A 19,194-nucleotide genomic window follows, 5' to 3' on the forward strand; every position below is an offset into this window, starting at 1 on the left:
CTCAAGTCACTTCTCGGGATTCGATTCTTCTTCTCGCACGCCCGAAACAGAACAGAAAGCGATGGCGAATGAGCCCCTCCCCCTTGCCGAGCGTGTGCATCATCGGCGCCGGGCCTACCGGAATCACGACGGCCAAGCGAATGAAGGAATTCGGAATACCCTTCGACTGCTACGAAGCGTCCGACGAGGTCGGCGGAAACTGGTACTACAAGAATCCCAACGGGATGTCGGCCTGCTACCAGAGCCTGCATATCGACACGTCGAAGTGGCGCTTGGCATTCGAGGACTTCCCGGTCTCCGCTGACCTTCCCGACTTCCCGCACCACTCCGAACTCTTCCAGTACTTCAAGGACTACGTCGAGCACTTCGGACTGCGTGAGTCGATCATCTTCAACACCAGTGTTGTTGCAGCAGAACGTGATACAGACGGGCTGTGGACCATCACGCGCTCGGACGGCGAAGTTCGCACCTACGACGTCCTGATGGTCTGCAACGGACATCATTGGGATCCCAACATCCCGGACTACCCAGGTGAGTTCGACGGGGTCCTCATGCACAGCCACAGCTACAACGACCCGTTCGACCCGGTCGACATGCGCGGCAAAAAGGTAGTCGTGGTCGGAATGGGCAACTCCGGCTTGGATATTGCCTCCGAACTGGGCCAGAGATACCTCGCCGACAAGCTCATCGTGTCGGCTCGCCGTGGAGTCTGGGTACTGCCGAAATATCTCGGCGGTGTACCCGGCGACAAACTGATCACCCCGCCCTGGATGCCGCGTGGTCTACGACTGTTCCTGAGTCGTCGATTCCTCGGCAAGAATCTGGGAACGATGGAAGGCTACGGTCTGCCGAAGCCGGACCACCGCCCCTTCGAGGCCCACCCGTCGGCCAGCGGCGAGTTCCTCGGACGCGCCGGGTCAGGCGACATAACCTTCAAGCCTGCCATCACCAAACTCGACGGAAAGCAGGTTCACTTCGCGGACGGCACCGCCGAGGACGTCGACGTGGTCATCTGCGCCACCGGCTACAACATCAGCTTCCCCTTCTTCAGTGATCCGAATCTGCTGCCGGACAAGGACAACCGATTCCCACTGTTCAAACGAATGATGAAGCCCGGAATCGACAACCTCTTCTTCATGGGACTCGCGCAGCCCATGCCGACGCTCGTCAACTTCGCCGAGCAGCAGAGCAAGCTCGTCGCGGCCTACCTCACCGGTAAATACCAACTGCCGTCCGCGAACGAGATGCAGGAGATCACCAAAGCCGACGAGGCGTACTTCCTCGCCCCCTATTACAAGTCACCACGCCACACGATTCAGCTCGAGTTCGATCCCTACGTCCGCAACATGAACAAGGAAATCGCCAAGGGCACCAAGCGTGCTGCGGCCTCCGGAAACAAGCTACCTGTTGCCGCGCGTGCAGCAGCACACGAACTCGAGAAGGCGGATCGCGCATGAGTCTGGTGAACGGTCACTGCGACAACGAGTTCGACGCCGTCCGCACCGCCTTCGAGGCTCAACTCGAATCCGGTGAAGAACTCGGCGGCTCTGTTGCCATCACCGTCGCCGGAGAATCCGTGGTCGATCTCTGGGGCGGGTACGCCGACGAATCCCGTACCACTCCATGGGGCAGCGACACCATCGTCAACACGTTCTCCATCACCAAGACCATGACGGCCCTGTGTGCGCTCCTGCTGGTCGAACGCGGCCAATTGGACGTGTACCAGAAAGTTGCTCACTACTGGCCCGAATTTGCGGCAAACGGTAAGGAAGACATCGAAGTTCGCCACCTCCTGTCGCATACGTCTGGTGTCTCCGGTTGGGAGCGCCCGATCGAACTGACGGACATCTACGACCTCGAGGCGTCCACCGCTCGCCTCGCTACCCAGAAGCCTTGGTGGACCCCGGGTACGGCGTCGGGCTATCACGCGATCAACTACGGCCATCTCGTCGGTGAGGTCATTCGTCGCATCGACGGGCGAACTCTCGGCAGGTTCTTTGCCGAAGAGCTTTCCGGTCCACTGGGAGCCGACTTCCATATCGGCACGTCCGCAGAGCATTTCGGTCGAATCGCCACCATGGTTCCGCCGCCCGCGTTGGAGTTCGACCTGTCCACGCTCGACCAGGACAGCATCTTCATCAAGACCCTGACCTGCCCACTGCTCGACTACCCCGAGGTCAACACCGCACCCTGGCGGGAAGCCGAGATCGGCGCAGTCAACGGCCACGGCAACGCACGTTCTATCGCTCGGGTCCAATCCCTGATCTCGAACGGTGGTGTGCTCGACGGCCGGAAGCTGCTCTCGCAGAGCACCATCGACCTGATTTTCGAGATCCAAGCCGACGGTATCGATCTCGGGATCATGACACCACTCAAGTTCGGCATCGGCTACGGACTGCCACATCCGGTTACCGCGCCACTGATTCCCGACGGACGCACCTGCTGGTGGGCAGGTATCGGCGGCTCGATGCTGGTCAACGATCTGGACCGACGGATGACCTTCGCCTACGTCATGAACAAGATGGCACCGGGTCTGATCGGATCCGACCGCAGCAACGCGTACCTGAGCGCCGCATACAACTCCGAGGTCAGCGAGGTCAGCTCATGAAGGCAGCCCAGCTCATGGGGCCCGGGCTCCTGGAAATCAACGACGTGCCGGTCCCGGAGATCGGCCCGTCGGAACTACTGATTCGGGTGGGCGCAGCGGGAATCTGCCACTCCGATCTCCATCTCCTGCACTTTCCGTACAAGATGCGCGAAGAACCGCTGACAATCGGCCACGAAATTGCCGGAACGATCGAAGCAGTCGGCAGTGCCGTCGACGGCCGTTCCGTCGGAGAGCGTGGCGTCGTCTACCTCTGTTGGTCGTGTGGACAGTGCCGAGAATGCATGAGCGGCAACGAGAATATGTGCCTCGCCGCTGGACGCACCGCGATGCCGCCCTGCCCCGGGCTTGGTCCCGAAGGCGGGATGGCCGAGTACGTCAAGATCCCGGCTCGCTCATTCGTACCTGTCGGAGACCTCGACTTCCTGCAGGCCGCACCTCTCGCCGATGCGGCACTGACGAGCTACCACGCCATTCGCGGTGCCCGCGAACATCTTCAGCCCGGTGCCACCGCCGTCGTGATCGGCGTCGGCGGACTCGGTCACGTTGCAGTACAGATACTTCGCGCGATCAGTGCCGTGCGCATCATCGCCGTCGATGTCGGACAGGATCAACTCGATCTCGCCAAACGTTGCGGCGCCGACATCACGCTCGAATCGGGACCGGACACCGCGCAGCACATCCTCGACCTCACATCGGCCAGAGGCGCAGAAGTCATCTTCGACTTCGTCGGTATCGACGCAACTGCACAGATGTCCGTTCAAGCGGTTGCGCCGAACGGCGCGTATCGCATGGTAGGTCTCGGAGGCGGAAACCCCGGAATCACTGCCGAAGCTGCCGGCGGACCAGGCTGGCCGTGGGGCGCATCGATCCGGAAGTCCTACGGCGGCACCAGAAACGACCTCGTCGATTCCATCGCCCTGGCACAGGCCGGTCTGGTAACGGTAGAAGTAGCCCGCTTCGACCTCGCTGATGCCCGCGACGCACTCGACCGTCTCGAACACGGCAAGGTCACCGGACGCGCAGTGCTCGTACCCTAATCTTCGAAAGGCACTTCACGTGACTACTTCCGCTGATACACAAGCATTCATCGCGTCCGTCATGGCCGGGCTGACCGGCCCCGGTGGTCCTTTCGAGATGCAAGTCGAGGATGTACTCGGCAGTTCGATGCCCGTCATGAAGAACCGCGACAAGGCACTCGGCGACGTGCTCGCTGCATCCTTCGACTACGGATCACGCGACTATCTGGTGACCAAGGACCGACGCTTCAGCTACCTCGAGCACGGCGAGGCCGTAGCAGCATTGGCGACGGCGCTGCGCGAGCGGTACGGCGTCCGCAAGGGTGATCGGGTCGGCATACTTGCTGCCAATACGCCGGAATGGGTGATGACCTTCTGGGCGGCTCAGTCCCTCGGTGCCATCGCCGTCGGATTCAACTCGTGGTGGGTGGCCCGCGAGGTGGCGTACGGCATCGATCACACCACCCCCACAGTGGTGATCGCCGACGCCAAACGCGCGCAGATTCTTTCCGAACTGAACACCGATGTTCCCGTACTCACGATGGAAGAAGATCTACCTACCTTGATGGAGAAGTATTCGGGATCGACACTGCCCCGTACTTCCGTCAACGAGGACGATCCGGCCGTCATCCTGTACACGAGCGGAACCAGCGGCCGCCCCAAGGGGGCTGTTCACAGTCACCGAAACGTGTTGGCCGTCATCGACTACCACCGCTACAGCGATCGCCTCGCTGCGGCGTTCGCCGGCAAACCCAGCGACGGCCGACCGAGTGACTTGCGGTATCTGCTGACCGCGCCGCTGTTTCACATTGCAAGCCTGCATAACCTGGCGATCCCACGACTCGCGACGGGCGGAGCGGTGGTCATCCATCAGGGCGCCTTCGACGTCGACGAAGTCCTTTCCCTCGTCGAACGCGAGAAGGTCACCAACTGGGCGGTGGTCCCCACCATGGCAACCCGTCTCCTCGAGTACGGCAGTCTCGAGAAGTACGACCTGACCTCACTGAGCGCCTTTGCGCTCGCGTCTGCGCCGTCATCTCCGGCCTTGCAGGACCGACTGCGCGCACGACTGCCTTTTGCGCAGCACACCTTGGTCGACAGCTACGGGCTCACCGAATCCTCCACCGGCATTTCAGTTGCCACACCACCGGAACTTGCCGCGTTCCCCGGAACTCTCGGCCGGCCGATCATCGGGGTGAGCGTGGAGGTGCGCGACCCCTTCGGTGTTGCAGTCCCCGACGGCGAGGAAGGTGAGATCTGTGCGCGCAGCGCCTATGTGATGTTGGGGTACTGGAACGACGAGACCGCGACTGCAGCCGCTATCGGTCCTGATCGATGGCTCCGAACCGGCGACTTCGGAGTATTCGAGGACGGCCGACTCCGCCTGACGGGTCGCCGATCCGACCTGATCCTGCGCGGCGGCGAGAACGTCTACCCTCTCGAAATCGAGCAGACCATCGACGAGCATCCCGCCGTACTCGAATGCGCTGTGATCGGCATTGATTCGGCAGACCTCGGCCAAGAAGTTGCAGCCGTCGTCGTTTTGCGGAGTGAGGGAGCCGCCGGCGAAGAAGAACTACGCGACTACGTCGCCGAACGACTGGCTTACTTCAAGGTGCCGGTGAAGTGGAAACTGAGCACAACTCCTCTGCCCCGCAATGCAACCGGAAAAACGATACGTGCAAAGGTGGTTCTCTCATGACCTACGACGCCGTGATCAACAACGGTCTGTGGTTCGACGGCACCGGGGCCAAACCAGCTGTCCGCAATCTGGGTATCCGCGATGGGTTGGTTACTGCCACCTCCCTCGATCCACTCGACGAAACCGACTGTCCCCGTGTCATCGACGCCAGGCGCAAGTGGGTGATCCCGGGCATCGTGGACATCCACACTCACTACGACGTCGAGATCCTCGAAGGCCCGGCGCTGAGCGAATCTCTCAGACACGGGGTCACGTCGATCTTTGTCGGATCGTGTTCCCTGTCCACCATTCACGCCAGCCCCTCCGACGCGGGTGATCTCTTCGGCAGAGTAGAGGCAATTCCGCGTAAGCACGTCGTCGACGCACTCAACCGTGCCAAGACCTGGAACTCTGCGAGCGAGTATGTTGCTGCACTAGAGGCGCTTCCGCTAGGTCCCAACGTTGCAGCCTTCATCGGACACTCCGATATGCGGGCCGCCGAGATGGGACTGGATCGTGCTACCAGGAAGGACGTCCATCCCACAGACGCCGAACTCGCGTCGATGGAAGCACAGTTGACCGAAGCTCTCGACGCAGGATTCGTCGGGATGTCCAGTCAGCAATTGTTGTTCGACAAACTCGACGGCGAGACCTGCCGCTCACGCACGCTGCCGTCGACGTATGCAACCACGAAAGAACGACGCCGACTCAATGCGATCCTGCGCCGTCGGGGACGGGTATTTCAGGCCGGACCTGACCTCTCCAACCCGATGAGTACCGGAGCGATGGCGTTCTCCAGCGCGGGTATCTGGCGTAAGCGACTCAAGACGAGCATGCTTTCGGCGGCCGACATCAAGTCCAACAAGTTGGCCGTGGTGATACTCGGCCCACTGGCACACTTGGTCAATCGACTCGGCGGCGACCTGCGCTGGCAGCACCTGCCAGTTCCCTTCGAGGTATATGCCGACGGCATCGACCTGGTTGTCTTCGAGGAGTTCGGATCCGGCGCTGCAGCACTGCATCTGACCGACGAGATGGAACGCAACGTCCTCATGCAGAGCGAGGATTACCGTCGACAATTCCGCAAGGACTACGACCAGAAGTTCGGTGTCAAAGTTTGGCATCGCGATTTCTTCGACGCCGAGATCGTGTCCTGCCCCGACGAATCCCTGGTCGGCAAGAGCTTCGGGCAGGTCGGCGTCGAACGTGGCGGCCTCCACCCTGTCGATGCATTCCTGGATCTGGTCCTCGAACACGGCACGAAAGTGCGTTGGCGCACAACCATCTCGAACCACCGGCCGGAGGTTCTGGACAAGTTCGCCCAGGACAATGGCGTCCAACTCGGGTTCTCCGACGCCGGAGCGCATTTGCGCAACATGGCGTTCTACAACTTCGGCTTACGCCTACTACGACGTGTCTACGATGCCCAAAAGGTCGGCCGTCCGTTCATGACCGTCGAGGCAGCGGTGCATCGTCTCACCGGTGAACTCGCCGAGTGGTACGACGTCGATGCCGGGCACCTTCGATTAGGTGATCGCGCCGACCTGGTTGTGATCGATCCCGCTCATCTCGACGATTCGCTCGACACTTATGCGGAAAGCCCGGTTGTGGAGTACGACAACCTCTCCCGCATGGTCAATCGCAACGACCAGACCGTCACCGCAGTGTTCGTCGGCGGCGAGTACGTCTTCGGCGACGGAGAAGCAGCACCCGTTCTCGGCAACCGCCGAACCGGAAAGTTCTTGAAAGCAGGTGCCCATTAACACGTCCAGATTTGCCGGGAAAACAGCAGTCGTCACTGGAGCAGCATCAGGTATCGGTGCAGCCATCGCACTAAGGCTTATCGACGAAGGCGCACAGGTAGCTGGAATCGACATCGCTGCAGAGGGTTTGAAAGAGATAGCCTCCCAGCAGGGCGGGGCTTTCCTCGCCGTTCCCACTGACGTCACCAAGGAATCCGATGTTGCCGAGGCCCTTGCCGCGGCGGCGGCGGAATTCGGCGGTATCGATCTGGCTTTCAACGTTGCCGGTGCGTCGAGGGTGGGGCAGATCGTCGACCTCGACGAGGCCGACTGGGACTTCACCATCGACCTGGTGCAGAAGGGCGTCTTCCTCTGCACCAAACATGAAGCGCGGCATATCCGAGAGCACGGTCGCGGTGGTGCGATAGTCAACGTGTCCTCATTGAACGCGCACGTGCCGAGCCCCTACGGGAGCGCATACGCGACAGGCAAAGCCGGAGTCGAGATGTTCAGCAAGAATGCCGCGATCGAACTGGCTGCGTCGGGGATCCGGGTCAATGCCGTTCTACCCGGCCTGGTCGACACGCCACTGGTCGCGCCGGTCATGAACTACGAACCCGCCCGCGACATGTTTCTCAGCCGAATCCCCATGTCCCGAGCGGCAACTCCCGACGAGATCGCGGGCCCCTGCCTCTATCTCGCCAGCGACGACGCCTCGTACATCACCGGAACCAGTCTGGTCGTCGACGGCGGCTGGGAGGTCTCGAACTACCCGGATCTGACGACGCTGGGCAACTAGTTCAGTTGCCGGGCAACACACATTGAGTATCGAGGCCGAGGACGTGGTTGAGCCTGCCGAAGGCCAACCACGATCCGAGGCACATGCTCAACTCGACGATTTCTCGCTGGGAATAGTGAGCGGTCATACGTTCCCAGAACTCGTCGTCGAGCCCGTGGTGGTCGAGGGCGTATCTCTCGGCGTATTCGGCAGCGAGGCGTGTCCTGTCGTCGAAGGCATCGGTGGTGCGCCAGTCGGTGACAGCCTGATCGAACGTCGACTCCACAGTCTCGCCGTCACGCTCGGTGCGCCAGTCCTGACAGAAGATGCACCCGTTGATCTGAGCGATCCGGAGCCTGGCCGCCTCGAACTCACGGAGGCCGAGAGTTCCGTCTGTGTAGACCTTTTGGGAGAACCCGGCGGCTGCGGGTCCGATGCCGGGGACCATCTCTCCCCACACGTAGCCGATCGGGTTCTTGCCTTCGGGTATGTCGATATTCATGTGAGTACCTCCGAGTTTCGGGCACCGAGCTTGCCGACGCCGGGTGTGAGCGGAACGTCCAGCGCGTCGTAGAGACCGGGTTCAGCCTGACGTAGCCAGGGAATTGCGTTGACGAGACGTCCTACGGCCGTGGCATTTCCACCGGCCGCGCGGTTTCCACCTTCATCGGTGGCTTCGACGTTGATCTCGATTCGTGGTCGTCCTTCGACGATCACCTTGTGCGCGCCGTCGCCTCCGTCTGGCGGGAGCGGCCAGTCGCGGGCACAGGACGGATGAATACGCGTGACGTGTTCGATCACGATCAGGGGTTCCCCGCCGACGATTCCCTGAACCTCGAATCGCAGTGCGCCTTGGGTGCCGACCGCGAACTCCCCCATATGTTCGGTCGACACGGTTTCCTCGAGCGGGCGGCGCAGCAAGGTCTCGCGGATCTCGTCGAGTTCCACCCCGAGTGCCCGGGCGATGAGCCGAATCTGCCCGCCCCAGACCATGGTGGGTACGGTCGGCGCGACCATGGGAGGTTCGTAGTCCATCGGCTGACCCATCCCGATCAGGTAGCGGACAGAATCCGGCTGTTCGTAGGTCGTGTAGTCGAAGATTTCCTGACACCGGATCTGGTCGATTGTCCCCGCGAGCCCGCTGACGAGAATCGGCAGGATGTCGTTGCCCCAGCCTGGGTCGATACCGGAGACGAACAGAGCGCCGCCGCCCGCCTTGGCTGCAGCTTCGACGGGATCACGAAGTTCGGGAGGCGCAGATTTCGGGTCGTACAGCGCATATACGGAGGGCGTGACCACTACAGCTCCGGCGGCCAGTGCCCGCGTGATGTCGGCAACCGCGTCGTCGGGCCGAATGTCGCCGGACGCCGCGTAGACCACCGCGCCGGGAGACGCTGCGAGCACGGCATCGGCGTCGTCGGTAGCCGCGACGCCCAGGTGCACTCCCAGATCGGCGAGGTCACCGGCGTCTCGCCCGACTTTCTCGGGGTTCGCAACGATGACGCCGACAAGTTCGAGGGCCGGATTGGCTGTCACAGCGCGAATCGATGCACGCCCGACGTTGCCGGTACCCCACACGACAGTCGGAATCTTGGACTCGGCTTCATTCGAAACTGCACCCATCAATCGGACATTACCCAGCTCAGCGCGTCAGGTCAGCAGAACTGCAAGAATTCGTTTCACTTCATCCGGTCAAAAATGCCATTGCCTGCGCAGTCAGTGCGCCGTCACCCCGCCTCCGGTACGTCTCGGCGGGTCGGCCGTTACCTGGTCTGCTCATCTCGCCGGTACTTTCGAGCGCTTCGAACACCTGCCGGCGGAAGCTGTCCTTCTGGAACGGACGATCGAAGATCACCTCGTACAGTCCCCGAAGTTCGGCGACGGTGAACGTCCCGCCCGACAATCCGTCCGGATCCACGTACGACGCATACCTCGTGCGTAGGTCCGTGACCGCGAGTCGCACCATGTCGGCGTGATCGAATGCGAGTCCGCTCACTGCCTCGTCGTCGTACACATCGACGAGAAGCGCCGAATCGGGCAGTGCCGATTCCGGTAGGCAAGCCGTGTGTGCGACCGACAAAACCCATCCACGGTCGTCGCGGTCCGGTCGGTCGAAGATCGCCAACTGGTGGAAGCTCGTCTGGGCCAACTCTGCCTTGACCGACAGGGCACGATCGGCTGCGGCCGTGAGCAATTCGCGTTCGTGCAGAAATGTTCCCGGTAGCGCCAGCGCACCGAGACGGTGCCGAACCACCAGAACTTTCAGAGATCCACCGCTGTACGTCAGCACCGCGACGTCCACTGCCACAGACGGACGCGGATAGTCCGTCAATCCCTTGCCGCTCGTGTCTGTCCATTTATTCACCCTTGCATGTTATCTCAAACATGATCTATGGTTAGCGCAAAGTTGATCAAACGATCATCGCGAACCGAAGAGGTGGCTATGAAACTCACCGCACAGCAGTCCGATCGAGCGGCCGGCGTTCTGCTCGGCACCGCAGCAGGAGACGCACTCGGCGCCGGCTACGAATTCACCTACCCGAAGGCCGAGGTCACGATCGACATGATCGGTGGCGGCCCGTTCGACTGGGCGCCGGGAGAATGGACCGACGACACCTCGATGGCAGTTGCGATCGCCGAGGTGGCCGCGACCGGAATCGACATCGGAAGCTCTGACGGTCTCGATGCCATTGCAGCACAGTTCATCCGGTGGTACGACTCGAAGCCCGCGGACATCGGCAACCAGACGCGAGCAGTGTTGTCCGTCCGCTCCGAAAGCGCAGCGGCGATGGCGGATCGTGCGCGGGCGATCAGCGGCCGCAAGGCCGGCAACGGCTCGCTCATGCGGACTGCTCCCGTCGCCCTCTCCTACTTGGACGATGCAGAAGGTGCCAGGTCGGCAGCGCACCGGATCAGTTCACTCACGCACGACGACCCGCGTGCCGGACAGGCGTGCGAGTTGTGGACCCATGCCATCCGCCATGCCGTTGTCTCCGGCAACTTCGACGGTGTTCGCGGCTTCCTCTCCGTTGCCGATCAGGACGTCGCCGAATACTGGGGCCCGCTGCTCGATCAGGCCGAAACCGGGAACCCGCAGGACTTCTCCAAGAACGGTTGGGTGGTGCATGCACTTCAGACTGCTTGGTGGGCAATCACTTCCACGGACAATGGCGATGCTCGCCACCTCCAGTACGCATTGGAAGCAGCAGTAAGAGCCGGCGGGGACACCGACACGACGGCGGCCATCGCGGGTGGCCTCCTCGGCGCCCGCTGGGGAGCGTCGGCGGTTCCCGCCCGTTGGCGCCGAATCATGCATGGCTGGCCGGGATACCGTTCCTCCGATCTGATTCGCCTGGCAATAAAGACCGCTCGCGGCGGTACCGACGACAAGAACGGATGGCCGTCGACGGCAGAACTCGACTACTCGAGGTTTCGCGGAACCCACCACCTGACGACGCACCCGCACGACGACGGCGTCATGCTCGGCGGCGTCGATGCGGTGTCCACTGCAGACTACGACGCCGTGGTCAGCCTGTGCCGCATGGGAACACGACAGGTCGCCCCTGATCACGTCGAGTTCTGGTTGGTCGACGACGGTCACGATTCCAACGCCAACCTCGAGTTCGTTCTCGACGACGCAGCGCGCACCGTCCAGGCGTTGCGGGCCGAGGGAAAGCGCGTACTCCTCCATTGCGTTCAGGCGCACAGTCGCACGCCGTCGGTTGCAGCGCGATACTCGATGTTGATCGGACGTGACCCCTACGACGTACGCTCGGCTATGCCGTGGGCTCGCCCGAAGCGTGAACTCTGGAACACGGCAGTCGGAAACGCGTCCGTCGGACACACAGCCGTCGGATACACAGGAGGATCCATGCCCGCTATTACAGTCGTCGAAGGTGACATCACGACGCTGACCGTCGACGCCATCGTCAATGCGGCCAACTCCAGGCTCCTCGGCGGCGGCGGTGTCGACGGCGCGATCCACCGTGCCGGGGGACCGGAGATCCTGAAGGCTTGCGAGGTATTGCGCAACACCAGCCTTCCCGACGGCCTGCCGGTGGGTGCGGCCGTAGCCACCACCGCCGGAAAGCTGCACGCCAAGGCCGTGATTCACACCGTCGGCCCGAGGTATTCGCGCTCCGAGGACCGTTCCGGTCTGCTTCGGTCGGCGTACACCCGCAGCCTCGCCGTGGCCGACTCGATCGGCGCCCGTACCGTCGCCTTTCCGTTGATCTCGGCAGGGGTCTACGGCTGGCCGAAGGAAGATGCCGTCCGACAGGCCGTTTCAGCGATTCGCGCGGCGAAGACCGAGGTCGAGACGGTCACACTGGTCGCATTCAACAAGGAGACGGCAGACCTGATGCGCCGCGCGATCGCCTGACCGTTTACCGGGCCCACTTCACGCCACGTTAAAGCAGTGCAGAGCGGTCGGAGAAGTGGAGAAATTTCACCGGTTGGACGTTTGTCCAACAATTTGTCCGAATCGCATATTTTGCGGCTCGCTCTGTGTTCTACTCCTCTCCAGGGTTTGAGCTGGTGGTGAGCAAACGACGAGACGTATTCGATTCTCTGTCAGCTCGAGGCCGGTTCCCGGACCCGGCTTCAAGCCGAGAGCTCGATCTTGTCGAGCGCTACTCAAGGAGAATGTGAATGGTGTCGACGTTGATGCGCCGAGGAGTGGGGGTGGCCGCGTCGTTGACCGGATGCGTTGCCCTCGTGATCGGCGGAACCGGAGTCTCGTCCGCCGCTGATGTGGACCTTCCGTTCACGGCATCGTGCCACGGGTGGCAGTTCCCCGGACCGATCACGCACAACGAGACGCGTGATTCCGGCGTCACGATCAGTGCGCCGGCCGTGGTCCCGCCGAACTCCACCTTCACATACCGCCTCGCGCCCAAGCCGATGACGGTCCCCAAGGACGGTTACGACCTCAGGTCCGTCGTGAACTGGACGCGTCTCAAGTTCGATTTCGACATCCCCGCAGGCACCTCCTACGTGGGGGCGCAGATCGTGGCCGGCACCAGCTCGAATCTGGGTGGGGTCGCCCCGACGATCACGCGGGTGAACGATGCCGGTTCACCCGATCCGAATGGGACGCATCTTCGTATCTCCGGCAACAACATCACGGCGGGCAACGGACCCAACACCGACGACAACGGCGGCGGCGGAATCGAGGTCGGTGGAGGAAAGACGTTCCAGCTCCCGGCAGTCGACGTCACCGTCACGTCAGGGGCTGTCGGCACCCAGATCAAGCCCATGCTGCGCGTGTCCGACTCTAACTCGGGTTCCTACGACAGTGCCGCCAACTACCTGACCTTCCTGCAGCAGGAGACCCTGCTCGGCGGCGTCAAATACTGGCTGACCACCAATTGCTCACCACGCGACAATCGTTCGGCCGGATTGAACGCCGGCGGCCGGCCGCTCGCCGTGATCAACGTCGACTCCAGCCTCGCTCAGACACAGACGCGAATCGACGCACCCGGTAAGGCCGTCGTCGGTGACTCCGTGGAACTGACGGCAACGGTCACTCCGTGGCCGTCGGGAGGAACAGTGCAGTTCCGTGACGGAGGGGTCGACCTCGGCGCTCCGGTGGCCGTCGTCAACGGCGTCGCGAAGGCCAACCGCACGATGACAACAGCGGGCGACCACAACATCACGGCGTACTACACGGGATCGGCCGGTTTCATGGAGTCGATGTCGGGCGCCGTGACGATCAACGTCGTCGAACCGTCCGAGCCCGAGCCTGGCACCGGTAGCCTCGGCAGCCTTGGTACCCCCGGATTCGGGTCGTGAAAACTGTGAACAGAAACCAGGATTCGACGACGAACTCGAAACTCCTACGCGGCTCTGCGATTGCAACCATCTCGGTACTGGCCGGCGGCTTGTTCTCCATCGTCGGCGGCGGGATCGCCTCTGCTGCCCCCGAGACCAAGAGCGTGGCCTTCACAACTGCATGCCATGTGCGCGAGATGGACGGTGTGGCAAGCCCGATCACGTTCAACGAGACACTCGGCTCGGGAGTCACCATCACCGCGCCGACCACCGCGGCACCAGGTGAGACCGTCACCTACCGCGTGCAGCCGAACGAGATGAAGACAAACAGCGGCGGCCATGCCAGCCGTGGAGTCGTGCATTGGGCCCGGATCAAGTACGACTTCGACATCCCGTCCGGCGTCGAATTCGTGAGTTCCCAGCTTGTGGCGGACAGTGCGTACGGCCTCGGATCCGACAGTGCCACTCCGACAGTCACACGGATCGACGACGGCGGTAATCCATCGGCATCCGGTACGCACCTGCGTATCTCCGGATCGAATCGGACCACCGGAAACGGTCCGTCCTCCGCAGTTCGATCGAGTGACGGCATCATCGTCGGTGCCAACACCAAGTTCCGACTCCCCGCAGTCGACGTCACGGTCAAAGCTGGTGCGGCCGGTACCGAGATCAAGCCTTCGCTGAGGGTTTCCGATCCCGGTTCCGCCAACTACGACGACGACCGAAATGCGCTCACATTCGTCCAGCGCGAAAAGGATGTCTTCACAGTCAACTACTGGGAGCGCTACAACTGCTCCCCGCGGGACAACAGGAACTCCGGCCTTAACGCCGGTGGGCAGGCCCTGACCACCATCTACGTCAGCCAACCGACAACCACCACGATCCAGATGCCCGGCTCGATCCAAGCCAGCACACCGACCGAGCTTGTCGCAAAGGTGGATCCGGCTCCGGTCAACGGAAACGTGCAGTTCAGGGTGGACGGCGCCGACGTCGGTACACCGGTCACGCCCGGTGCCGACGGCACTGCCCGGCTACCGCATACCTTCTTCACCGCCGGAACCGCGCGGGTCTCCGCAACGTTCCAGGGCGTCAACGGATTCCAGAGTTCCAACTCGACCGAGGCAATGGTCACGGTGACTGCCGCACCTGTCGTCAAGCAGACCGACACTGCCGTGAACGTTCCTACCGATGCGAAGACGGGCATATCGGTGTCGCTGAGGGCGCAGGTCACGCCGACACCCGCCGGTGGCACTCTCCAGTTCAAGGACGGCGCTGCAGATATCGGCGCTCCGATCCCGGTGGGCGCTGACGGCAAAGCCACTCTGGAACATGCCTTCACCTCGGCTGGATCTCATGCCGTCTCGGCCTACTACTCCGGCGCAACAGGATTCATGCCGTCGATGGCATCCGCTCAAACGGTCACCGTGTCTGATCCCGCACCGTCCGATGTCACCACCTCGACCTCACTGGCAGCTCCCGCGACGACCAAGCAGAATGTCGCGGCAGAACTGTCCGCGACTGTCACCCCCAACCCCGGCGGGGGCTCGGTTCAGTTCTACGACGGCGACCAACCCATCGGACAGCCCGTTGTCGTCGGAGTCGATGGAGTGGCGCGACTGACGCACACTTTCGCATCGACGGGCGATCATCGGATCAAGGCGGCATACGCCGGGCGAAGTGGATTCACACAGTCCGCGTCGGACGAATCCGTCGTCAAGGTTTCTGCTGCGCCTGACGACGGCGGGAACGGCGGTTCGGGCAGCCTCGGTTCACTGGGCGGTCTCTTCGGTTCCTGATCGAATTCTTCTCGACGCTGTTGCCGCTGCACCGATTCGGAGCAGCGGCAGCAGCCTGTTGCGGCCGTGGTCATAGAACTGATTGATTTATCGATGGAGCACAAGTGTCCAGGAATTCTCTTTCTCGACGGTCGTTTCTCGCCGCCGGGGTCGGTGCAACTGCAGTCGCCGCTACTTCCCTTCTGCCGCCGTCGCTTCAACGTGTACTGGCGACACCCGCAAACTCCGGCGGGCTCGATTCGATCGAGCATGTAGTCCTCGTCATGCAGGAGAACCGATCTTTCGACCACTACTACGGCGCGCTGAGGGGTGTTCGCGGCTTCGGTGATCCGAATGCGTTGCGTCTACGCAGCGGCAACAGCGTCTTCGAACAACCCGGTCCTACCGGTCCTGTGCTCCCCTTCCCCATCCGCGATTCCGCTGCGGCACAACGCATGGACACCCAGAACGTGACCGGACTCGACCACAGCTGGGCGGGCGGACATGCCGCACTCGCCGACGGCTGGCACGACGGTTGGATCGCGGCAAAAACCAGTACGACAATGGCGTACTACGACCGGCAAGACATCCCGTTCCATTACGAACTGGCGGACGCGTTCACGATCTGCGACGCCTACCACTGCTCCGTACCGACATCGACGAGCCCCAACCGGAACTATTGGGTCTCTGGATACACCGGATACGAGCCACATTCGCCTAATCCGACCGAGTCGGTCTTGCCTTCGGATCCGCCCGGCCCCGAGGGAAGAGCTGTAACCAATGCGGCCTATAACCCCTGGCACGCCGGCTACGGATGGACGACGGTTCCCGAGCGGTTGCAGTCCGCCGGCATTTCCTGGAAGACCTACCAGGAGTGGGACAACTTCGGAGACAACAACCTCGAATACTTCACTGCCTTCAAGAAAGTGGCGGCAGGACTGCTTGGTCGGCCAAGCCTGCTCCCCTACGAACTGCAGACCTTGGCCGGGTTCTATCTCGCCCTGCCGTCGATGCCGGCGCCGGTCCAGGACGCAGCGGTACTGGCCCTCGAGAATGCTGCAGACCAACTGTCGCCTGCTGATCGCCAACTCTACGATCGCGCACTGTACCGATCCCGGCCCGGCACACTGGCCGCCGAGTTCAGGAAGGACGTCGAGTCGGGCCGACTGCCGCAAGTCAGTTATCTCGTTCCGTCCGAGGTGGATTCGGAGCATCCATCGGGTTCGTCACCTGCGGCGAGCGCAACACTGCTCTATCAAGTACTCGACGCCATCGCGTCCGATCCGGATCTGTGGGCGAAGACGGCCGTGATCGTCAACTTCGACGAGAACGACGGGTACTTCGACCATGTACCGCCACCTCGACCGCCGCGCTCGGTCGAAGCCGAATGGGTCGGCAATCAGCCGCTCGGTCTCGGCCCGCGGGTGCCGATGACGATTATCTCGCCGTGGACTGTTGGCGGTTTCGTTTGTTCACAAGTATTCGACCACACGTCCGTCACGCAGTTCCTGGAGACGCGGTTCGGAATCACGCAAACGGAAATCGACCCGTGGCGACGCACGGTGAGTGGCGACCTGACGTCGGCGTTCGACTTCGCCAACCCGCGTAGCCGGCCGACGTTGGCGCGCCCGCAACCCACACCGCCGCTGGAACCGCGATGGACGCCAACACCTCCCACCGAACAGAGAATGCCCCTGCAGGAAAGCGGCACTCGACCAGCACGGGCCCTTCCCTATCAGCCCGACGCCTACACGACGGTGAACCCGGAAACCGGCTCGTTGACGGTCCATCTGGTCAATGCCGGTGCCGCATCAACTCACCTGGCCTTGTACCCGTACGCAGGTGAGTTCGACGAGCCACGGCATTACGACCTCCTGGGCGAGGTCGATGACACCGTTGCGCTCAGTGATCGCGTCTACAGCCTGACCCTGTTGGGTCCCAATGGTTTCAGGCGCGAGTTCAGTGGAGCTACAGACAGTGCGGCAGCCTCGCTCGACGTCTCGACAACCATCGACGCAGGGACGCGCGCGCTTGTACTGACCGCGAACAATTCCGGAAGTCGTGCACTCTCCGTCGACGTCGACGGAGACCGACGGAAGCTCGCTGCCGGCGCACGCGGCCGGTGGGCGGTGGCGTCGGTGGACGGCTGGTATCAGGCCATCGTGACGGTCGACGAAGATCCTGAATTCAAGCGCGTGCTCGTCGGACACATCGAAAACGGGCGGACCAGTGTAAGCCAACCGACGTGAATCGACACCGAGCGTTCAAGCCCAGGGCCGAATCCCCATTCGGACAAGTCAATCCATCCACACACCCAGAAGGAGTTTCCGTGCGTCGTATCCCGCTCTCAGCACTGATAGTCGCGGGCTCACTGATACTGGGCGGCGGAATTGCCGCGGCTCAGGGCAGCCTGCCCACGTCGGGGAGCGCCGATGGCACGTCGGTGCCACCGTCGTACCTGACCGACGACGCCGGGCGCTCCTTGATCCTGCGAGGGTTCAACACGGCGTCGAGCGCAAAAAGCGCACCCGACGGCATGCCGAAGTTCACCGAAGCCGATCTCGAGCGCGAACATGCCGACATGGGAACAAATTTCGTGCGTTTCCTGATCTCCTGGCGTTCGGTGGAGCCAGAGCCGGGACAGTACGACCAGGAATATCTGGACCGCGTCGAGGACCGGGTCAGCTGGTACGCCGAGCGCGGCTACAAGGTCATGCTCGACATGCATCAGGACGTCTACTCCGGCGCGATCACACCAGAGGGCAACAGCGGCAACGGCGCCGGCAACATCGGCAACGGCGCGCCGGCCTGGGCGACCTACATGGACGGCCTTCCGGTCACCCCTCAAGACCGCTGGGAGCTGTACTACGTCCAACCCGGTGTGATGCGTGCATTCGACAACTTCTGGAACACCACCGGCCAACATCCCGAACTGGTCGAGCACTACGCGAACGCCTGGCAGGCGGTGGCCGAACGTTTTGCAGGCAATGACACCGTCGTGGCATACGACCTGATGAACGAGCCGTGGGGCGGTTCCCTCCAAGGCCCCGCCTTCGAAGGTGGGCCCCTCGCTGCCCTGTATCAGCGAACCACCAACGCCATCAGGGAAGTTGATCAGGACAGCTGGGTGTGTGTGGCCCCGCAGGCCGTCGGCGTCAACCAAGGTGTCCCCAGCGGACTCACGAAGATCAACGACCCACGAGCCGGCGAACAGCGAATCGCCTACTGCCCACACCTGTACCCACTGCCCCTCGACCTCGGTGACGGATACTCCGGCCTCTCACGCACACTCACCGACGCGACCATCGACACCTGGCGCGACAGCGTCGAACACATCGCAGGCAACGTACTCGGCGGCGTTCCGATCATTCTCGGCGAATTCGGGCTCGACACAACACTGCCCGGCGCAACCGACTACATCGACCGCGTCTACACGACCGCCCGAGAACTCGGCGCGGGTGTCTCCTACTGGTCCAGTGATCCAGGTCCTTGGGGCCCGTACCTGCCGGACGGATCGCAGACACTCCTCGTCGACACCCTGAACAAGCCGTATCCGCGTGCCGTCGCGGGCACACCCACCGAATGGTCCTCGACCGTTGACCGCCTTCAGCTGACGTTCACCCCGAACCCCGCGGTAACGGCACCGACCGAGATCTATCTACCCGAGAGCGGCTTTCCCGGCGGCGTCGACGTCGCGGGCGCCGACATCGTTAACTGGAACCCCCAAAGCCGGCTTCTCACAGTGGAAACCGCGGACGACGCGGGCCCCGTCACAGTCACGGTGACACCGGCAAGCTGACCGCGAGCGCCGAGATTCCTGGA

General features: G+C 62.5%; 14 protein-coding genes. 11 read left to right on the forward strand and 3 right to left on the reverse strand.

The window, feature by feature from the left end:
- Positions 1-68: 68 nt before the first annotated feature.
- Genes M1L53_RS01600 through M1L53_RS01625 form a run of 6 tightly spaced genes read left to right on the forward strand, consistent with a single transcriptional unit; the run spans position 69 to position 7,846 of the window.
- Positions 69-1,457: an NAD(P)/FAD-dependent oxidoreductase gene (locus M1L53_RS01600; protein ID WP_007730290.1), complete on the forward strand. Its 1,389-nt coding sequence runs from the start codon at positions 69-71 to the stop codon at positions 1,455-1,457.
- Positions 1,454-2,608, forward strand: a complete 1,155-nt coding sequence (locus M1L53_RS01605; RefSeq protein ID WP_054188272.1) for a serine hydrolase — start codon at positions 1,454-1,456, stop codon at positions 2,606-2,608. Before M1L53_RS01600 ends, M1L53_RS01605 begins: the two co-directional genes overlap by 4 nt.
- Positions 2,605-3,645, forward strand: coding sequence for an NAD(P)-dependent alcohol dehydrogenase (locus M1L53_RS01610; RefSeq protein ID WP_054188273.1), 1,041 nt, complete (start codon positions 2,605-2,607; stop codon positions 3,643-3,645). The genes M1L53_RS01605 and M1L53_RS01610 overlap by 4 nt, the downstream gene beginning before the upstream one ends.
- A 19-nt stretch (positions 3,646-3,664) precedes the next feature.
- The gene (locus M1L53_RS01615; RefSeq protein WP_054188274.1) at positions 3,665-5,326 is read left to right on the forward strand and encodes a class I adenylate-forming enzyme family protein; all 1,662 of its coding nucleotides are present in this window, start codon (positions 3,665-3,667) and stop codon (positions 5,324-5,326) included.
- Positions 5,323-7,068, forward strand: coding sequence for an amidohydrolase family protein (locus M1L53_RS01620; RefSeq protein WP_054188275.1), 1,746 nt, complete (start codon positions 5,323-5,325; stop codon positions 7,066-7,068). Before M1L53_RS01615 ends, M1L53_RS01620 begins: the two co-directional genes overlap by 4 nt.
- Positions 7,058-7,846 carry an SDR family NAD(P)-dependent oxidoreductase gene (locus tag M1L53_RS01625; RefSeq protein WP_054188276.1) on the forward strand — a complete coding sequence of 263 codons (789 nt, stop codon included), beginning with the start codon at positions 7,058-7,060 and terminating at the stop codon, positions 7,844-7,846. Before M1L53_RS01620 ends, M1L53_RS01625 begins: the two co-directional genes overlap by 11 nt.
- 1 nt (position 7,847) lies before the next feature.
- Here the strand turns inward: M1L53_RS01625 and M1L53_RS01630 are convergent, their stop codons facing one another.
- The 3 genes from M1L53_RS01630 to M1L53_RS01640 form a co-directional block, all read right to left on the reverse strand.
- Positions 7,848-8,327, reverse strand: coding sequence for a carboxymuconolactone decarboxylase family protein (locus M1L53_RS01630; protein ID WP_019745891.1), 480 nt, complete (start codon positions 8,325-8,327; stop codon positions 7,848-7,850).
- Positions 8,324-9,448, reverse strand: coding sequence for a dihydrodipicolinate reductase (locus tag M1L53_RS01635; RefSeq protein WP_007730283.1), 1,125 nt, complete (start codon positions 9,446-9,448; stop codon positions 8,324-8,326). Before M1L53_RS01635 ends, M1L53_RS01630 begins: the two co-directional genes overlap by 4 nt.
- A 61-nt stretch (positions 9,449-9,509) precedes the next feature.
- Positions 9,510-10,190 carry an NrtR DNA-binding winged helix domain-containing protein gene (locus M1L53_RS01640; RefSeq protein WP_054188277.1) on the reverse strand — a complete coding sequence of 227 codons (681 nt, stop codon included), beginning with the start codon at positions 10,188-10,190 and terminating at the stop codon, positions 9,510-9,512.
- Positions 10,191-10,268: 78 nt separating this feature from the next.
- On the opposite strand from M1L53_RS01640, the gene M1L53_RS01645 reads away from it, so the two are divergent.
- The 5 genes from M1L53_RS01645 to M1L53_RS01665 all read left to right on the forward strand — a co-directional run bounded on the left by M1L53_RS01645 (position 10,269) and on the right by M1L53_RS01665 (position 19,171).
- Positions 10,269-12,206 carry an O-acetyl-ADP-ribose deacetylase gene (locus M1L53_RS01645; protein ID WP_054188278.1) on the forward strand — a complete coding sequence of 646 codons (1,938 nt, stop codon included), beginning with the start codon at positions 10,269-10,271 and terminating at the stop codon, positions 12,204-12,206.
- A gap of 269 nt (positions 12,207-12,475) precedes the next feature.
- Positions 12,476-13,618, forward strand: a complete 1,143-nt coding sequence (locus tag M1L53_RS01650; RefSeq protein ID WP_042451633.1) for an Ig-like domain-containing protein — start codon at positions 12,476-12,478, stop codon at positions 13,616-13,618.
- Positions 13,615-15,393: an Ig-like domain-containing protein gene (locus M1L53_RS01655; protein ID WP_054188279.1), complete on the forward strand. Its 1,779-nt coding sequence runs from the start codon at positions 13,615-13,617 to the stop codon at positions 15,391-15,393. The genes M1L53_RS01650 and M1L53_RS01655 overlap by 4 nt, the downstream gene beginning before the upstream one ends.
- A gap of 104 nt (positions 15,394-15,497) precedes the next feature.
- On the forward strand, positions 15,498-17,621 hold the full coding sequence (locus M1L53_RS01660) for a phosphocholine-specific phospholipase C (RefSeq protein WP_054188280.1): 2,124 nt from the start codon (positions 15,498-15,500) through the stop codon (positions 17,619-17,621).
- 80 nt (positions 17,622-17,701) lie between these two features.
- Positions 17,702-19,171: a cellulase family glycosylhydrolase gene (locus M1L53_RS01665; RefSeq protein ID WP_054188370.1), complete on the forward strand. Its 1,470-nt coding sequence runs from the start codon at positions 17,702-17,704 to the stop codon at positions 19,169-19,171.
- The last annotated feature ends 23 nt before the right edge of the window (positions 19,172-19,194 follow it).

Source organism: Rhodococcus sp. T9N, from assembly GCF_024436645.1.
Classification (GTDB): domain Bacteria; phylum Actinomycetota; class Actinomycetes; order Mycobacteriales; family Mycobacteriaceae; genus Rhodococcus_F; species Rhodococcus_F qingshengii.